The sequence below is a fragment of the Bacillus sp. SRL337 genome, assembly GCF_984799155.1.
On the sequence record NZ_OZ481793.1, the window covers coordinates 146786 to 162250 of the forward strand.

Annotated in this window: 24 protein-coding genes; all 24 read left to right on the plus strand. The window is 42.0% G+C overall.

Going from position 1 to position 15465, the window contains the following annotated elements:
• Nucleotides 1-36: 36 nt before the first annotated feature.
• The 24 genes from fusA to secY all read left to right on the plus strand — a co-directional run bounded on the left by fusA (nucleotide 37) and on the right by secY (nucleotide 15434).
• Nucleotides 37-2115, plus strand: coding sequence for an elongation factor G (fusA, locus tag AC4E8A_RS00715; RefSeq protein WP_490196294.1), 2079 nt, complete (start codon nucleotides 37-39; stop codon nucleotides 2113-2115).
• A gap of 129 nt (nucleotides 2116-2244) precedes the next feature.
• A complete protein-coding gene (tuf, locus tag AC4E8A_RS00720; protein ID WP_490196295.1) occupies nucleotides 2245-3435 on the plus strand; it encodes an elongation factor Tu in 1191 nt (396 codons plus the stop codon).
• Nucleotides 3436-4983: 1548 nt separating this feature from the next.
• Nucleotides 4984-5292: a 30S ribosomal protein S10 gene (rpsJ, locus tag AC4E8A_RS00725; protein ID WP_034676072.1), complete on the plus strand. Its 309-nt coding sequence runs from the start codon at nucleotides 4984-4986 to the stop codon at nucleotides 5290-5292.
• A 34-nt stretch (nucleotides 5293-5326) separates the two neighbouring features.
• Complete coding sequence (rplC, locus tag AC4E8A_RS00730) at nucleotides 5327-5956, plus strand: 50S ribosomal protein L3 (protein WP_119548621.1); 630 nt, start codon at nucleotides 5327-5329, stop codon at nucleotides 5954-5956.
• 30 nt (nucleotides 5957-5986) lie between these two features.
• Nucleotides 5987-6610 carry a 50S ribosomal protein L4 gene (gene rplD / locus AC4E8A_RS00735; protein WP_490196296.1) on the plus strand — a complete coding sequence of 208 codons (624 nt, stop codon included), beginning with the start codon at nucleotides 5987-5989 and terminating at the stop codon, nucleotides 6608-6610.
• Nucleotides 6610-6894 (plus strand): 50S ribosomal protein L23, encoded by a 285-nt coding sequence (gene rplW / locus AC4E8A_RS00740; RefSeq protein ID WP_490196297.1) that lies wholly within the window; start codon nucleotides 6610-6612, stop codon nucleotides 6892-6894. The genes rplD and rplW overlap by 1 nt, the downstream gene beginning before the upstream one ends.
• A gap of 30 nt (nucleotides 6895-6924) precedes the next feature.
• A complete protein-coding gene (gene rplB, locus AC4E8A_RS00745; RefSeq protein WP_490196298.1) occupies nucleotides 6925-7755 on the plus strand; it encodes a 50S ribosomal protein L2 in 831 nt (276 codons plus the stop codon).
• Between the two features lie 60 nt (nucleotides 7756-7815).
• Nucleotides 7816-8094, plus strand: coding sequence for a 30S ribosomal protein S19 (rpsS, locus tag AC4E8A_RS00750; RefSeq protein ID WP_113929759.1), 279 nt, complete (start codon nucleotides 7816-7818; stop codon nucleotides 8092-8094).
• A 19-nt stretch (nucleotides 8095-8113) separates the two neighbouring features.
• Nucleotides 8114-8455 (plus strand): 50S ribosomal protein L22, encoded by a 342-nt coding sequence (rplV, locus tag AC4E8A_RS00755; RefSeq protein ID WP_006838981.1) that lies wholly within the window; start codon nucleotides 8114-8116, stop codon nucleotides 8453-8455.
• A gap of 3 nt (nucleotides 8456-8458) precedes the next feature.
• Nucleotides 8459-9115: a 30S ribosomal protein S3 gene (gene rpsC / locus AC4E8A_RS00760; RefSeq protein ID WP_113929760.1), complete on the plus strand. Its 657-nt coding sequence runs from the start codon at nucleotides 8459-8461 to the stop codon at nucleotides 9113-9115.
• 2 nt (nucleotides 9116-9117) lie between these two features.
• Nucleotides 9118-9552 (plus strand): 50S ribosomal protein L16, encoded by a 435-nt coding sequence (rplP, locus tag AC4E8A_RS00765; RefSeq protein ID WP_113929761.1) that lies wholly within the window; start codon nucleotides 9118-9120, stop codon nucleotides 9550-9552.
• Nucleotides 9542-9745 carry a 50S ribosomal protein L29 gene (rpmC, locus tag AC4E8A_RS00770; RefSeq protein ID WP_113929762.1) on the plus strand — a complete coding sequence of 68 codons (204 nt, stop codon included), beginning with the start codon at nucleotides 9542-9544 and terminating at the stop codon, nucleotides 9743-9745. The genes rplP and rpmC overlap by 11 nt, the downstream gene beginning before the upstream one ends.
• Nucleotides 9746-9764: 19 nt before the next feature.
• Nucleotides 9765-10028, plus strand: a complete 264-nt coding sequence (gene rpsQ, locus AC4E8A_RS00775; protein ID WP_490196299.1) for a 30S ribosomal protein S17 — start codon at nucleotides 9765-9767, stop codon at nucleotides 10026-10028.
• 41 nt (nucleotides 10029-10069) lie between these two features.
• Nucleotides 10070-10438, plus strand: coding sequence for a 50S ribosomal protein L14 (gene rplN, locus AC4E8A_RS00780; protein ID WP_119548616.1), 369 nt, complete (start codon nucleotides 10070-10072; stop codon nucleotides 10436-10438).
• Between the two features lie 35 nt (nucleotides 10439-10473).
• Nucleotides 10474-10785: a 50S ribosomal protein L24 gene (gene rplX, locus AC4E8A_RS00785; RefSeq protein ID WP_119548615.1), complete on the plus strand. Its 312-nt coding sequence runs from the start codon at nucleotides 10474-10476 to the stop codon at nucleotides 10783-10785.
• Between the two features lie 25 nt (nucleotides 10786-10810).
• Nucleotides 10811-11350 (plus strand): 50S ribosomal protein L5, encoded by a 540-nt coding sequence (gene rplE / locus AC4E8A_RS00790; RefSeq protein WP_490196300.1) that lies wholly within the window; start codon nucleotides 10811-10813, stop codon nucleotides 11348-11350.
• Between the two features lie 24 nt (nucleotides 11351-11374).
• A complete protein-coding gene (locus AC4E8A_RS00795; RefSeq protein ID WP_490196301.1) occupies nucleotides 11375-11560 on the plus strand; it encodes a type Z 30S ribosomal protein S14 in 186 nt (61 codons plus the stop codon).
• 30 nt (nucleotides 11561-11590) lie between these two features.
• Complete coding sequence (rpsH, locus tag AC4E8A_RS00800; RefSeq protein WP_456272760.1) at nucleotides 11591-11989, plus strand: 30S ribosomal protein S8; 399 nt, start codon at nucleotides 11591-11593, stop codon at nucleotides 11987-11989.
• A 31-nt stretch (nucleotides 11990-12020) separates the two neighbouring features.
• On the plus strand, nucleotides 12021-12557 hold the full coding sequence (gene rplF / locus AC4E8A_RS00805; protein WP_490196302.1) for a 50S ribosomal protein L6: 537 nt from the start codon (nucleotides 12021-12023) through the stop codon (nucleotides 12555-12557).
• A 32-nt stretch (nucleotides 12558-12589) separates the two neighbouring features.
• Complete coding sequence (gene rplR / locus AC4E8A_RS00810; protein WP_113929770.1) at nucleotides 12590-12952, plus strand: 50S ribosomal protein L18; 363 nt, start codon at nucleotides 12590-12592, stop codon at nucleotides 12950-12952.
• A gap of 21 nt (nucleotides 12953-12973) precedes the next feature.
• The gene (gene rpsE / locus AC4E8A_RS00815) at nucleotides 12974-13474 is read left to right on the plus strand and encodes a 30S ribosomal protein S5 (protein ID WP_006838995.1); all 501 of its coding nucleotides are present in this window, start codon (nucleotides 12974-12976) and stop codon (nucleotides 13472-13474) included.
• A 13-nt stretch (nucleotides 13475-13487) separates the two neighbouring features.
• The gene (gene rpmD / locus AC4E8A_RS00820) at nucleotides 13488-13670 is read left to right on the plus strand and encodes a 50S ribosomal protein L30 (RefSeq protein WP_409252542.1); all 183 of its coding nucleotides are present in this window, start codon (nucleotides 13488-13490) and stop codon (nucleotides 13668-13670) included.
• Nucleotides 13671-13701: 31 nt separating this feature from the next.
• Nucleotides 13702-14142, plus strand: coding sequence for a 50S ribosomal protein L15 (gene rplO, locus AC4E8A_RS00825; RefSeq protein WP_490196303.1), 441 nt, complete (start codon nucleotides 13702-13704; stop codon nucleotides 14140-14142).
• Nucleotides 14142-15434, plus strand: coding sequence for a preprotein translocase subunit SecY (gene secY / locus AC4E8A_RS00830; RefSeq protein ID WP_490196304.1), 1293 nt, complete (start codon nucleotides 14142-14144; stop codon nucleotides 15432-15434). Before rplO ends, secY begins: the two co-directional genes overlap by 1 nt.
• The last annotated feature ends 31 nt before the right edge of the window (nucleotides 15435-15465 follow it).

The following is a 15465-nucleotide window of genomic DNA, read 5'->3' on the forward strand; positions in this document are numbered from 1 at the left end:
CAAACTAATTTTCATTAATGGAAGGAGAAAGACGACATGCCTAGAGAGTTCTCCTTAGAAAAGACTCGTAATATCGGAATCATGGCTCACATCGATGCCGGTAAAACAACTGCAACAGAGCGTATCCTTTTCTATACTGGACGTATTCACAAAATCGGTGAAACTCACGAAGGTGCTTCCCAAATGGACTGGATGGAGCAAGAGCAGGAACGTGGAATCACGATCACATCTGCTGCGACAACAGCTTCATGGAAAGACCATCGTATCAACATCATTGATACACCAGGACACGTAGACTTCACAGTTGAAGTTGAGCGTTCCCTTCGTGTACTTGATGGTGCAGTAGCGGTACTAGATGCTCAGTCTGGAGTTGAGCCTCAAACTGAAACAGTTTGGCGCCAAGCAACAACTTACGGTGTTCCACGTGTTGTATTCGTAAACAAGATGGATAAAATCGGTGCAGACTTCCTATATTCTGTAGGAACGTTGCATGACCGTCTTCAAGCGAATGCACATCCCGTTCAGCTTCCAATCGGTGCTGAGGATGAATTCGAAGGAATCATCGACCTTCTGGAAATGAAAGCTTATTTCTACGAAGATGATCTTGGAACACGCGCTGAAGCACGTGAAATTCCAGATGAGTACAAAGATCAAGCTGATGAATACCGCGGAAAGTTGATTGAAGCGGTTGCTGACCTTGATGAAGAACTCATGATGAAATACCTTGAAGGTGAAGAGGTCACTAATGATGAACTTAAAGCTGCAGTACGTAATGCTACATTGACTGTAGATTTCTACCCTGTGCTTTGTGGTTCTGCCTTCAAAAACAAAGGTGTTCAGTTATTGATTGATGCAGTCATTGATTACCTGCCAGCACCAACTGATGTTGCTGACATCAAAGGTATGATCCCTGATACAGAAGAAGAAGTGACTCGTCCATCAACTGACGATGCTCCATTCTCTGCATTGGCGTTCAAAGTTATGACTGACCCTTATGTTGGTAAACTTACATTCTTCCGTGTGTACTCTGGAACATTGGATTCAGGTTCATACGTTCAAAACTCCACGAAAGGCAAGCGTGAGCGTGTAGGACGTATCCTGCAAATGCATGCTAACTCTCGTGAAGAAATCTCAACAGTTTATTCTGGAGACATCGCTGCTGCAGTTGGACTGAAGGACACTGCTACGGGTGATACTCTATGTGATGAAAAGAGCCTTGTTATCTTAGAATCCATGGAATTCCCAGAGCCGGTTATCTCCCTATCTGTTGAGCCTAAATCTAAAGCTGACCAAGATAAAATGACGACTGCACTTCAGAAGCTTCAAGAAGAAGATCCTACATTCCGTGCACATACTGACCAGGAAACTGGACAAGTAATCATCGCGGGTATGGGTGAACTTCACTTGGATATCATCGTGGATCGTATGAGACGTGAATTCAAAGTGGAAGCTAATGTTGGTGCTCCTCAAGTATCTTATCGTGAAACGTTCCGCGGATCCGCTAAAGTTGAGGGTAAATTTGCCCGCCAATCAGGTGGTCGTGGACAATTCGGTCACGTTTGGATTGAATTCTCTCCAAACGAAGAAGGAAAAGGCTTCGAATTCGAAAATGGTATTGTTGGTGGGGTTGTTCCTCGTGAATACATTCCTGCAGTACAAGCTGGACTAGCAGATGCTATGGAAAATGGTGTTATCGCTGGTTACCCGCTAATCGATGTAAAAGCTAGACTTGTAGACGGTTCTTACCATGACGTCGATTCTTCTGAAATGGCCTTTAAAGTAGCTGCTTCTCTAGCACTTAAAAATGCAGTTTCTAAGTGTGATCCAGCTATCCTTGAGCCAATGATGAAGGTTGAAGTTGTCATCCCAGAAGAATACATGGGAGACATCATGGGTGATATCACATCTCGTCGTGGACGCGTTGAAGGAATGGAAGCTCGCGGTAATGCACAAGTAGTTAAAGCGTTCGTTCCACTTTCTGAAATGTTTGGTTATGCAACTTCATTGCGTTCTAACACGCAAGGTCGCGGAACATACTCTATGCACTTCGACCATTATGAAGAAGTACCTAAGTCAATCGCCGAAGAAATCGTCAAAAAAAATAAAGGTGAATAATTGATTTATTCGCTGTAATAAAGTATAAATACTAGTGTAAGCTATGGTCTCAAAGAAGGCAGTACTTCTGCCTTCTGATAACCATATAAAATATACTTAATTCTTTAAAAATCAAAGGAGGATTTCCTAATGGGTAAGGAAAAATTCGATCGTTCCAAGCAACATGCTAATATCGGTACAATTGGTCACGTTGACCATGGTAAAACTACATTAACAGCTGCTATCACAACTACTCTTCATAAGAAGTATGGTCGTGGAACAGCTATGGCTTATGACCAAATTGATGGTGCTCCAGAAGAAAGAGAGCGCGGTATCACAATCTCTACTGCACACGTTGAGTACGAAACTGATACTCGTCACTATGCACACGTTGACTGCCCTGGTCACGCTGACTACGTTAAAAACATGATCACTGGTGCTGCTCAAATGGACGGCGGAATCCTAGTTGTTTCTGCTGCTGATGGCCCAATGCCACAAACTCGTGAGCACATCCTTCTTTCTCGCCAAGTTGGTGTACCATACCTAGTTGTTTTCATGAACAAATGTGATATGGTAGACGACGAAGAGCTTCTTGAACTAGTTGAAATGGAAGTACGTGACCTTCTTTCTGAATACGACTTCCCTGGTGATGATGTACCAGTAATCAAAGGTTCTGCTCTTAAAGCTCTTGAAGGAGACCCTGAGTGGGAAGCTAAAATCTTCGAACTTATGGAAGCTGTTGACAGCTATATCCCAACTCCAGAACGTGACACTGAAAAACCATTCATGATGCCTGTTGAGGATGTATTCTCAATCACTGGCCGTGGAACAGTTGCAACTGGACGTGTTGAGCGTGGACAAGTAAAAGTTGGAGATACTGTTGATATCATCGGTCTTTCTGAAGAACCTAAATCTACAACTGTTACAGGTGTAGAAATGTTCCGTAAGCTTCTTGATTATGCAGAAGCTGGAGACAACATCGGAGCTCTTCTTCGTGGTGTAGCACGTGAAGACATCCAACGTGGTCAAGTACTTGCTAAGCCAGGTACAATCACTCCACACACAAACTTCAAAGCAGAAGTTTATGTTCTTTCTAAAGAAGAAGGTGGACGTCACACTCCATTCTTCACTAACTACCGTCCTCAGTTCTACTTCCGTACAACTGATGTAACTGGTATCTGTAATCTTCCTGAAGGCGTAGAAATGGTTATGCCTGGAGATAACATTGAAATGACAGTTGAACTAATCTCTCCAATCGCTATCGAAGAAGGTACTAAATTCTCTATCCGTGAGGGTGGACGTACTGTAGGCGCTGGAGTAGTTGCTTCTATCCAAGAGTAATCTTACTCTGACGATAAAAATATAAAGCAGATGGGATCCGGAGCCCATCTGCTTTTTTATATGCTCTTATTCAGATGAATATGCAGGGTGTTATGCATACCTCGCTATCACAGTCCGCTGATAGAAGAGAAGATACGTTGATACATTAGCAGAAAAGACTGCCGGTAAGGAAAGGGGTGTAGCGTAAGTGAAGTGATAGGAATAGGAGAGAAACATATGATTATAGGTAGGAAATAAGCAGGTAGTTGAGATACGTACCACTAAAGAAGAAGATCAAGAGTTAATTGGTGAGGATAGAAATAATAAAGGTGCCATTCCAGAAAGAAGATGGTGTGGTAATTGTGTGATAGAGAAAGTAACTCAGGATTGTAAAATGACGCCACACTCATAGTAGTAGGATTAAGAAGGAAACACCAGGTTATAAAAGAAATCACAGCTTAAAACAGTGTGAATAAGAGGGAAACACCAGGTTATAAAAGGAATCACAGCTTAAAACAGTGTGAATAAGAGAAAAACACCAGGTTATAAAAGGAATCACAGCTTAAAACAGTGTGAATAAGAGGGAAATACCAGGTTATAAAAGGAATCACAGCTTAAAACAGTGTGAATAAGAGAAAAACACCAGGTTATAGAAGGAATCACAGCTTAAAACAGAGTGAATAAGAGAAAAACACCAGGTTATAGAAGGAATCACAGCTTAAAACAGTGTGAATAAGAGAGAAACACCAGGTTATAAAAGGAATCACAGCTTAAAACAGTGTGAATAAGAGGGAAACACCAGGTTATAAAACCAAGCTCAGCTTAAAACAGTGTGAATAAGAAGAAAACACCAGGTTTTAAAAGGAATCACAGCTTAAAACAGAGTGAATAAGAGAGAAACACCAGGTTATAAAAGGAATCACAGCTTAAAACAGTGTGAATAAGAGAAAAACACCAGGTTATAGAAGGAATCACAGCTTAAAACAGAGTGAATAAGAGAGAAACACCAGGTTATAAAACCAAGCTCAGCTTAAAACAGTGTGAATAAGAAGAAAACACCAGTTTACAAAAGAACAGTAACCTATAGCAGTGTGATACAAAGATAAACCCCTGGATACAAAAAAATCTGAGTATATAACAGTATAATCAAACAAAGTATCTCTATCAAACCTAGTTTCTTCTATAAGAATGACACTATCCGCAAACCCACACCTTAGGATCACGCAACCACCTACCCAAGTTCCTTCTATATATAAGGATGCCGCTTTAAACTCCCAAACATTCCTCTGCAGACGTGACAACCCATCCCTATAGAAATATTTTGAAATCCGTTGGTACCCTTGCAAACCCCCTAAGAGATTTGTATAATGGTAAAAGTGCGCTGATCACAAAGATATTCAAGAATATGTTGCATATCTCCTGTGAATTAGTTATAATAGACAATGTTGGTCTTTGACTGCGATGAAATGGAAGGTTGCTGACACACCCGGCCGCTTTGCCATGGCGAGTGTGTGGGAAATTTCCATGGAGAATGTCTATCATAAAGTAGGCGAAAAAGGAGGGAAAATAATGGCAAAACAAAAAATTCGTATCCGTTTAAAAGCGTATGATCACAGAATCCTTGATCAATCTGCAGAGAAAATTGTTGAAACAGCAAAGCGTTCTGGTGCGGCAGTATCCGGCCCGATCCCGCTTCCGACTGAGAAGTCTATCTACACAATTCTTCGTGCGGTCCATAAGTACAAAGATTCTCGTGAGCAATTCGAAATGCGTACGCATAAACGCTTAATCGATATTGTTAACCCAACACCACAAACGGTTGATGCGCTAATGCGTTTAGATCTTCCATCTGGTGTCGATATTGAAATCAAATTATAATTACCATACAAAAACAACTCAGGAGGTGTGACTCATGACCAAAGGAATCTTAGGTAGAAAAATCGGTATGACTCAAGTTTTTGCTGAAAACGGTGATCTTATCCCGGTAACTGTTATCGAAGCAGCCGGAAACGTTGTTCTTCAAAAGAAAACTGCTGAAGTTGATGGCTACGAAGCTATCCAAATCGGTTTCGAAGACAAACGCGAAAAGCTTTCTAACAAGCCGGAAAAAGGACACGTTGCTAAAGCGGAAACTGCTCCTAAGCGCTTCATCCGTGAATTCCGCGGAGTAAACTCTTCAGATTATGAAGTAGGTCAAGAAGTCAAAGTAGAAATTTTCGCAGAAGGCGATATCGTAGATGTAACAGGGATTTCAAAGGGTAAAGGTTTCCAAGGTGCTATCAAGCGTCATAACCAATCCCGCGGACCTATGTCCCACGGTTCCCGCTACCATCGTCGTCCTGGTTCAATGGGACCAGTTGATCCAAACCGCGTTTTCAAAGGTAAATTACTACCTGGACGCATGGGTGGAGAACAAATCACGATCCAAAACCTTGAAATTGTCAAAGTTGATGCTGAGCGTAACCTGCTTCTAGTAAAAGGAAATGTTCCTGGACCTAAAAAAGCAATGCTTAAAGTCAAGACTGGCATTAAAACAAAATAATATAACTTTTTTGGAAAGGAGGAAACACGAATGCCGAAAGTAGCATTATTTAACCAAAGCGGATCACAAGTTGGTGATGTAGAACTTAATGATTCAGTGTTTGGTATTGAACCAAATCAAAACGTACTATATGAAGCTGTCATCATGCAAAGAGCATCTCAGCGTCAAGGTACAAGCAAAGTAAAAGGCCGTTCTGAAGTAAGAGGCGGTGGACGTAAACCATGGCGTCAAAAAGGTACTGGACGTGCACGTCAGGGATCTATCAGATCTCCACAATGGCGAGGCGGTGGTACTGTATTTGGACCGGTTCCACGCAGCTACAGCTACAAGCTTCCTAAGAAGGTTCGTCGCTTAGCTATCAAATCTGCTCTTTCTTCTAAAGTAGCAGCTGAAAATATCCTGGTATTAGAATCTCTTGTTTTTGATGCTCCAAAAACAAAAGAATTTGCTGCTGTATTAAAGAGTCTTTCCGTTAACGCTAAGACACTAGTGGTAACAGAAGGTTCTGAAGATAACGTAGCACTATCAGCACGCAACATTCCTGGTGTAACTGTAGTTGCAGCAAACGGAATCAGCGTACTGGATGTTGTTGCTCATGATAAATTGATCATCACTAAAGCAGCAGTTGAAAAAGTAGAGGAGGTGCTTGCATAATGGATGCACGCGATATCATTAAGCGCCCCGTAATTACAGAACTTTCAACTGATCTTATGGCTGATAAAAAGTACACTTTTGAAGTCGACACTAGAGCGAACAAAACTCAAGTTAAAGATGCAGTTGAAGAAATCTTCGGCGTTAAAGTTGCAAAAGTGAACGTTATGAACTACAAAGGTAAATTCAAGCGTATGGGAAAACATGCCGGCTATACGAACAAACGTCGTAAAGCGATTGTTACTCTTACAACTGAAAGCAAAGAAATCGAATTCTTTGAAGTATAATAATTAAAATTTTGAAGAGGAGGGAAAAACATGGCGATTAAAAAGTATAAACCAACCTCTAATGGTCGTCGCGGTATGACTTCATCTGATTTCGCAGAGATCACTACTGACAAACCAGAAAAGTCATTACTAGCGCCTTTACACAAAAAAGGCGGCCGTAACAACCAAGGTAAGTTAACAGTTCGTCATCAAGGCGGCGGTCATAAGCGCCAATACCGTGTTATCGACTTTAAACGCGATAAAGATGGTATACCAGGACGCGTTGCTACAATTGAATATGATCCTAACCGCTCAGCAAATATTGCATTAATCAACTATGTGGATGGAGAGAAACGTTACATTCTTGCTCCTAAGACACTTCAAGTAGGTATTGAAGTAATGTCAGGTCCTGAAGCAGATATCAAAGTAGGTAACGCATTACCACTTATCAACATTCCTGTAGGTACAGTAGTTCACAACATTGAACTTAAACCAGGTAAAGGCGGACAATTAGTACGTTCTGCCGGTACATCTGCACAGGTTCTTGGTAAAGAAGGTAAATACGTACTTGTACGTTTGAACTCTGGTGAGGTTCGTATGATTCTTTCATCTTGCCGCGCAACTGTAGGCCAGGTAGGTAACGAACAGCACGAACTTATCAACATCGGTAAAGCAGGTCGTTCTCGCTGGTTAGGCAAGCGCCCAACTGTTCGTGGATCTGTAATGAACCCTAACGATCACCCACACGGTGGTGGTGAAGGACGCGCTCCTATCGGACGTAAATCACCAATGTCTCCTTGGGGTAAACCAACACTTGGATTCAAGACTCGTAAGAAGAAGAGCAAATCTGACAAATTTATTGTGCGCCGTCGCAAAAAATAACGGGATTGAACTACGGTTCACGCATAGAGCCGTAGAACAATCACGAAGGGAGGTTCAAACATGGGTCGTAGCTTAAAAAAGGGACCTTTTGTTGATGATCATTTGATGGTTAAAATCGAGAAGTTAAACGAAGGCGAAAAGAAACAAGTTGTGAAGACTTGGTCTCGTCGTTCCACAATCTTCCCGAATTTCATCGGTCATACAATCGCAGTTTATGATGGTCGTAAACATGTACCGGTATATGTAACAGAAGACATGGTAGGACACAAGCTTGGTGAATTCGCGCCATCTCGTTCTTACAAAGGTCATGGAAATGATGACAAGAAAACAAGACGCTAATTGAGAGGAGGGTATCCTAATGCAAGCTAAAGCTGTCGCTAAAACAGTTCGTATTGCTCCTCGTAAGGTACGTTTAGTGGTTGATCTAATCCGAGGTAAGCAAGTAGGTGAAGCTGTAGCGATTTTAAATCTTACTCCTAAAGCTGCTTCTCCAGTAGTTGAGAAAGTATTAAAATCCGCTATCGCCAACGCAGAACATAACTATGACATGGACGTGAACAACTTAGTCATCTCTGATGCCTTTGTTAACGAAGGTCCAACAATGAAACGCTTCCGCCCGCGTGCGATGGGCCGCGCAAGCCAAATCAACAAACGCACAAGCCACATCACAATCGTGGTATCAGAAAAGAAGGAGGGATAATTCGTGGGTCAAAAAGTACATCCAGTCGGACTGCGTGTAGGAGTAATTCGTGATTGGGAATCAAAATGGTACGCTGATAAAGATTATGCCAATCTTCTGCACGAAGACCTTAAAGTACGTGAATATATCGCGAAACGCCTAGTTGACGCTTCTGTTTCTAAAGTGGAAATCGAGCGTGCGGCAAACCGCATCAATATTACAGTTCATACAGCAAAACCTGGTATGGTTATCGGTAAAGGTGGTACAGAGGTTGAAGCTTTGCGTAAAGCTTTGAACGAGCTTACTTCTAAGCGTGTACACATCAACATCGTTGAAATCAAGAGAGCTGACCTGGACGCGAAGCTAGTTGCAGAGAACATTGCTCGTCAATTAGAAAACCGTGTTTCTTTCCGTCGTGCTCAAAAACAAACTATCCAACGTGCAATGCGCGCAGGAGCAAAAGGTATCAAAACACAAGTATCTGGTCGTCTTGGCGGTGCAGATATCGCTCGTGCTGAACATTACAGCGAAGGAACAGTTCCACTTCATACACTTCGCGCTGACATTGATTATGCTCATGCTGAAGCTGACACTACTTACGGTAAGCTTGGTGTTAAAGTATGGATTTATCGTGGAGAGGTCCTTCCTGCTAAGAAGAAATCTGAGGAAGGAGGAAAATAATTATGTTATTGCCTAAACGCGTTAAGTATCGTCGTGAACATCGTGGTAAAATGCGTGGTCGCGCAAAAGGCGGTCAAGAGGTTGCTTTCGGTGAATACGGTCTTCAGGCTGTAGAAGCTTCTTGGATCACTAACCGTCAAATTGAAGCTGCTCGTATTGCTATGACTCGTTACATGAAACGTGGCGGTAAAGTTTGGATTAAAATTTTCCCTCACAAACCTTACACTGCAAAACCTCTAGAAGTCCGAATGGGTTCTGGTAAAGGTGCTCCTGAAGGATGGGTAGCAGTCGTTAAACCTGGTAAGATCATGTTTGAAATTGCTGGTGTATCTGAAGAGGTTGCTCGTGAAGCGCTTCGTCTTGCATCACACAAACTTCCTATCAAGACAAAGTTTGTGAAACGAGAAGAAATTGGTGGTGAATCAAATGAAAACTAATGAAATCCGTGACTTAACCACTGCCGAAATTGATCAAAAAGTAAAATCTCTAAAAGAAGAACTGTTTAACCTTCGCTTCCAGCTTGCGACAGGACAGCTTGAAAATACTGCCCGCATCCGTGAAGTGCGCAAAGCGATCGCTCGTATGAAAACTGTAATCCATGAAAGAGAGATCGGCGTTAACAATCGATAAATGAGAGGAGGTTTGCAGAATGAGTGAACGCAACCAACGTAAGGTTTACACTGGACGTGTTGTTTCCGACAAAATGGATAAAACAGTTACAGTTCTAGTTGAAACTTACAAAAAACATTCACTTTACGGCAAACGCGTAAAATACTCTAAAAAGTTTAAAGCTCATGATGAGCAAAACACAGCTAAAACTGGCGATATCGTTCGTATTATGGAAACTCGCCCGCTTTCAGCTACAAAACGTTTCCGTTTAGTAGAAGTTGTAGAAAAAGCAGTAATTATTTAATAAATGTTCGGATATTTGTTTTCCGAAGGGAGGTTACCTAGATGATTCAACAAGAATCTCGTTTGAAAGTTGCCGACAACTCTGGTGCTCGTGAAGTTTTGACTATTAAAGTACTTGGCGGATCTGGCCGTAAGACAGCTAATATCGGTGATGTAATCGTATGTACAGTAAAACAAGCAACACCAGGTGGCGTTGTTAAAAAAGGCGACGTAGTGAAAGCTGTTGTAGTTCGTACAAAGAGCGGTGTTCGCCGTACAGACGGAACTTACATTAAGTTTGACGAAAATGCATGTGTAATCATCCGTGATGATAAAGGACCGCGTGGTACTCGTATCTTCGGACCTGTTGCTCGTGAATTGCGCGAAAACAACTTTATGAAAATTGTATCATTAGCTCCAGAAGTTCTTTAATAGGACCTATTGTGCGTTAAGAGGAGGTGCGACTAATGCATGTTAAAAAAGGCGATAAAGTAATGGTTATCACAGGTAAAGACAAAGGCAAGACTGGTGTTGTGTTGTCAGCATTGCCTAAGAAAGACCGTGTGATCGTAGAAGGAATCAATGTTATCAAGAAACATTCAAAGCCTTCTCAAGCAAACCCGCAAGGCGGAATCATCAGCCAAGAGGCACCTGTTCATGTATCGAATGTTATGCTGCTTGATCCTAAGACGAATGAACCAACTCGCGTAGGATTCAAGAAGGTTGATGGTAAAAATGTACGTGTAGCAAAAAAATCTGGTGAAGTTCTAGATAAATAGTTCAAAGTAGAAGGGAGGTACTCAAATGAACCGCCTAAAAGCAAGGTTTAATGACGAAATCACATCAGCTCTTATGAGCAAATTCAATTATAAATCTGTTATGCAGGTACCTAAACTCGAGAAAATCGTAGTGAACATGGGTGTCGGCGATGCAGTTCAAAATGCGAAAGCATTGGACACAGCTGTAGAAGAATTAACATTGATCACTGGTCAAAAACCAGTTGTAACTAAAGCAAAAAAATCTATCGCAGGTTTCCGTCTTCGTGAAGGCATGCCTATCGGTGCGAAAGTAACTCTTCGCGGCGAGCGCATGTATGAGTTCCTAGATAAATTAATCTCTGTATCTCTACCACGTGTACGTGACTTCCGCGGTATCTCTAAAAAAGCATTCGATGGTCGCGGTAACTACACTCTTGGTGTAAAAGAGCAGCTGATCTTCCCAGAGATCGATTATGATAAAGTTTCCAAAGTACGCGGAATGGATATCGTAATCGTTACAACTGCAAACTCTGATGAAGAATCACGTGAGTTATTGACTCAATTCGGAATGCCATTTCAAAAGTAATCTCTAAATAAGGGAGGCGAAAATGTGGCTAAAAAATCAATGATCGCAAAACAAAAACGTGAACCTAAACACAAAGTTCAAGGATACACTCGCTGTGAGCGTTGTGGCCGTCCACATTCAGTAATCCGCAAATTCAAACTTTGCCGTATCTGTTTCCGTGAACTTGCATACAAGGGTCAAATTCCTGGCGTCAAAAAAGCTAGCTGGTAAAACCCTATATTGGGAAGGAGGTAAATTAATATGACATTGACAGATCCAATTGCAGATATGCTTACTCGCATCCGTAATGCGAACATGGTGCGTCACGAGAAGCTAGAAATACCTGCTTCTAACATCAAAAAAGAAATCGCTGAAATCCTTAAACGTGAAGGTTTCGTGCGTGACGTGGAATTTGTAGAAGATAACAAGCAAGGGGTTATCCGCATTTTCTTGAAATACGGTTCTAACAACGAACGTGTAATCACTGGATTAAAGCGTATCTCTAAACCAGGTCTACGCGTATATGCAAAAGCTAATGAAGTTCCTAAAGTACTTAACGGTCTAGGTGTAGCTCTTGTTTCCACTTCTCAAGGAGTGTTGACTGACAAAGAAGCTCGCGCTCAGCAAGTCGGTGGAGAAGTACTAGGATACGTTTGGTAATATTTTTTGAAATGAATGGAGGTGCAACAGTATGTCACGTGTAGGTAAAAAACCTATCGAGGTGCCAGAAGGCGTTACAATTACTACTGATGCCAATAACGTAACTGTAAAAGGTCCTAAAGGTGAATTGTCTCGTACATTCAGCCCGGATATTAATGTAGAGATCCAAGAGAACGTAGTAAACATCACTCGTCCATCAGAATCAAAAGAACATCGTTCATTACATGGAACGACTCGTGCTTTGATCGCAAACATGGTTGAAGGTGTTTCTAAAGGATTTGAAAGAAACCTTGAACTTATCGGTGTAGGTTACCGTGCTCAAAAACAAGGAACTAAGCTTGTATTGAACGTTGGTTACTCTCATCCAGTTGAATTCGAACCAGAAAACGGTATCGAAATCGACGTTCCTGCTAACACAAAGATTTCAATCAAAGGTATCGACAAAGAGCGTGTTGGTGCAATTGCATCCAACATCCGCGCTGTCCGACCTCCTGAGCCTTACAAAGGTAAAGGTATCCGTTACGAAGGCGAGTACGTACGCCGTAAAGAAGGTAAAACAGGTAAATAATGCCGCTTAGGCAGTAGAAAGGAGTGACCTTAATGATCACTAAGCCATCTAAAAACAAAACGCGTAAGAAAAGACACGCACGTGTACGTTCTAAGATCACAGGAACTGAACAACGTCCTCGTCTTAACGTATACCGTTCAAATAAAAACATCTACGCTCAATTGATCGATGATGTAAATGGTGTAACTTTGGCAAGTGCTTCTACTGTAGATAAAGAAATTAACCTTGATTCTACTGGAAACGTAGATGCAGCTGTTCAAGTCGGTGAACTAATTGCAAAACGCGCAACTGAAAAAGGTTTGAAATCTGTAGTATTCGACCGTGGGGGTTACCTATATCATGGTCGCGTAAAAGCATTAGCAGATGCAGCTCGTGAAAACGGCTTAGAATTTTAATCAAAAAGGAGGGACATATAGATGCGTCGTATTGATCCAAACAAACTAGAACTAGAAGAACGCGTAGTAACGATCAACCGTGTTGCGAAGGTAGTTAAAGGTGGACGTCGTTTCCGTTTCGCTGCTCTTGTAGTGGTTGGAGACAAAAACGGTCATGTAGGTTTCGGTACTGGTAAAGCTCAAGAGGTGCCGGATGCTATCCGCAAAGCGATTGAAGATGCGAAGAAAAACCTTGTTGAAGTACCTATGGTAGGTGGAACAACTCCTCACCAAGTAATCGGACGTTTTGGTGCTGGTGAAATCCTTATCAAGCCTGCTTCTGCCGGTACAGGAATCATCGCTGGTGGACCAGTCCGTGCGGTACTTGAACTTGCTGGTGTTCAGGATATCCTTTCTAAATCATTGGGATCCAACACTCCAATCAACATGATCCGTGCAACAATTTCAGGATTAAAAGAACTTAAACGTGCTGAAGACGTAGCTAAATTACGTGGTAAATCAGTAGAAGAACTGTTAGGATAAGGGAGGGATAACGATGGCAAACAAACTAGAAATTACCCTCACTCGCAGTGTGATTGGTCGTCCGAAAGACCAACGCGAAACAGTAAAGGCTCTGGGCTTACGTAAGCTTCATCAAACAGTTGAACAACAAGATAATGCTGCTATCCGCGGTATGATCAATAAGGTTGCTCACTTAGTCACGGTTAAAGAAGCTTAATTAGATTCTTTGTAAATAAGGAGGTGCCGACATGAAATTACATGAATTAAAACCTGCTAAAGGTTCTCGCAAAGAACGCAATCGTGTAGGCCGTGGAACTGGATCTGGAAATGGTAAAACTTCCGGAAAAGGCCACAAAGGTCAAAACGCTCGTTCTGGCGGCGGAACTCGTCCTGGTTTCGAAGGTGGTCAAACACCTCTATTCCAACGTCTTCCTAAGCGCGGTTTCACAAACATCAACCGCAAAGAATACGCAATTGTTAACCTTGATGCATTAAATCGCTTTGAAGAAGGAACTGAAGTTACACCTGAGCTTCTAATCGAAACAGGTGTAGTGAGCAGCGAAAAATCTGGAATCAAGATTCTTGGTAAAGGTAATATTGAGAAAAAGCTTACAGTGAAAGCAAACAAATTCTCATCTACTGCTAAAGAAGCGATCGAAGCTGCTGGCGGTAAAACTGAGGTGATTTAATGTTTCAGACAATCTCCAATTTTATGCGCGTGGGTGATATAAGAAACAAAATTATCTTCACCCTTCTGATGCTTATTGTCTTTCGCTTAGGTACTTTCATTCCAGTGCCAAGTGTGGATGCAGAAGTATTGAAAATGCAAGAACAGGCCGGTTTAATCGGCTTCCTGAACACATTCGGCGGAGGAGCGCTTCAAAACTTCTCGATCTTTGCTATGGGGATTATGCCGTATATCACAGCATCTATCATTGTGCAGCTTCTGCAGATGGATGTTGTGCCCAAGTTTACGGAATGGTCTAAACAGGGGGATGTTGGCCGCCGTAAATTAGCTCAGTTTACCCGCTATTTCACTATCGTTTTAGGTTTTATCCAGGCACTGGGTATGTCTTATGGATTCAACCAATTATATGGTGGATTTTTGATCCCGAACCCGAGCGTTACGACGTACCTTTTAATTGCATTGATTTTAACTGCCGGTACAGCGTTTTTATTGTGGCTGGGTGAGCAAATCACTGCCAAAGGTGTTGGAAACGGTATTTCGATTATCATTTTCGCAGGTATCGCAGCAGCTATTCCTAATGCAGTAAACCAATATTATGCATCACAGCTTCAAGGTGCGGGCGACGCCCTGTTCCTTCGCATCGTGGTGACATTATTGATCCTATTAGCAATCGTGGCAATCGTAGTCGGTGTTATCTTCATTCAACAGGCACTGAGAAAGATTCCTATCCAATACGCTAAGCGTCTGGTAGGCCGCAGTCCTGTCGGAGGACAATCCACTCACTTGCCATTGAAAGTTAATGCTGCAGGTGTAATTCCGGTTATCTTCGCGATTTCCTTCATTATTACACCGCAAACCATCGCATCATTCTTTGGTACAAATGATGTAACAAGTACGATTCAATATGTATTTGATTATACGCAGCCGATCGGTATGGTCATCTATGTTGCGTTGATCATTGCATTTACGTACTTCTATGCTTTCATTCAAGTCAACCCTGAACAGATGTCAGAGAACTTGAAGAAGCAAGGTGGTTACATTCCGGGAATTCGCCCTGGTAAAAGCACTCAAGAGTATTTGACAAGGGTATTATATCGTCTGACATTTGTCGGTGCGATATTCTTAGCTGTCATTTCCATTCTTCCTGTTTTCTTCATTAAGTTTGCAGGTTTACCTCCTGCGGCTCAAATTGGAGGAACAAGCTTGCTGATCGTGGTGGGTGTTGCACTCGAAACGATGAAAGGGCTGGAAGCTCAGTTGGTGAAACGCCACTATAAAGGCTTCATTAAATAATATAAGGTTTTTGGGGACTTTTGTTCCCTGA